This window comes from Kineosporia corallincola (genome assembly GCF_018499875.1).
Classification (GTDB): domain Bacteria; phylum Actinomycetota; class Actinomycetes; order Actinomycetales; family Kineosporiaceae; genus Kineosporia; species Kineosporia corallincola.
Genome location: NZ_JAHBAY010000040.1, coordinates 1 through 1,424, shown reverse-complemented (window position 1 = coordinate 1,424; position 1,424 = coordinate 1). Strand labels below are relative to the sequence as shown.

The following is a 1,424-nucleotide window of genomic DNA, read 5'->3' as shown; positions in this document are numbered from 1 at the left end:
CAGGGTCATTGCGTAGTGGTTCCGTTGCTGGTCACGGCCCGAATGAGGGGTCCGGTCTGGCGTGAAGCGCCGCGTGTGGCTCGGGCGATGTTGGTCTGGTCCTCGAGGCGGTGAAAGCCGATCGCGGTGTTGCGCAGGACGGCGAAGACGGCCGGTCCCTGGCCGGTCGTGGCTCGGTGTTCGTCCTCACGCAGGGTCATGTCCTTGACCCAGTGCAGGCGGTTCTCGATGTGCCATTCCTGACGGGCCCACAGGTTCAGGGTTGCGGCGCCGGCGTGCTCGTGAGGCAGACTGATGATGAGGTAGGCGGTGTCGCGGGTGGTCTTGCCCTTGATGATGCGGGTGCGGGTGATCCGGACGGCCTGGACGGCGTGTGGGAAGGCCAGAGCCAGCGGCTCCTGAAGAGTCAGGGCTTTCAGGGTGCGGGTCTCCCGGCGGCCATGCACGGCGTCCCGGGTTCGGTGCCCGACCGGGATGTCCTTCCAGGGAAGCCTTTTCAGCTGGTTGTGCAGAGTCTCCTGATTGGCCTTGACCCGCACGAACAACACGGCACCCCGGGCGGCCAGGTCATGGGCGTGTGTGGTCTGTGCGTGCAGGGCATCGGCCACGACGACGGCTCCTTCCAGGCTTTCCCGGCCGCCGAGGACGGCTTCCACCTGGTCCATCAGCACTGTGAAATGACCGGTCTCGCCGCCCTTGTCACCGACCGGGATCTGCGCGAGCGTCACGCCGGTGGCCACGTCGTAGGCGGCCAGCAGGTGCACATAGCGCCCGTCGGCGCGCACGGTGCCCCGTATGGCCTTGCCGTCCACCGCGATCACCCGCCTGGCGATCACGGCCGGCCCGCTCGTGCCGGGCTCGATACTTCCTGCCGCGCTTTCGGCAGGCATATTGCCTGAGAGTCCTTTTCGCGACAGGAGCCACGTCGCCAGGACGCTGGACAGGGCAACGGAATCGACGCGGGTCAGGACACGCCACAAGGTCGTGTTCACAGGCCGGGCACCCGTCAGGCCGATGTCGGCCAGGTACTCCTCGCCCAGGTCCTCGATCCAGTCGCCGACCGCCGCGAACGTCACGGCCCCAGCGATCACCGCGCAGACGGCAATGGTCAGCAGGCTGGCCAGGGGATACCGGACGCCGCGAGGATCTCGCGGATCGGGCACCTCTTCCAAGCGTTCCCGGAGCCCTCGATGATCACTTTCCGTGATCTTCAGGTCGGTAAACTCGTCGCTGATCAAGGTGTCGTTCAGCGTGGCAATGAGAGAAGATGGCATCCGCGGGTGTGGCCTTGTCTGGAGTTGTCGTGTCTTCGCAAACTCCATGATTCCGGACGTGCCACGCCCGCTTCCCACTGCCCCGCCAGAGTCCTCAAGCCCTCATCGCTCCAGGTCAGCGCACTCTTGATCTACTACGCAAAGGCCCTG

1 protein-coding gene is annotated in these 1,424 nt (G+C 66.0%); it reads right to left on the bottom strand.

Annotated elements, in window-relative coordinates:
• Window positions 1-5: 5 nt before the first annotated feature.
• Window positions 6-1,238, bottom strand: coding sequence for an ISAs1 family transposase (locus KIH74_RS35595; RefSeq protein WP_214160862.1), 1,233 nt, complete (start codon window positions 1,236-1,238; stop codon window positions 6-8).
• Window positions 1,239-1,424 lie beyond the last annotated feature (186 nt).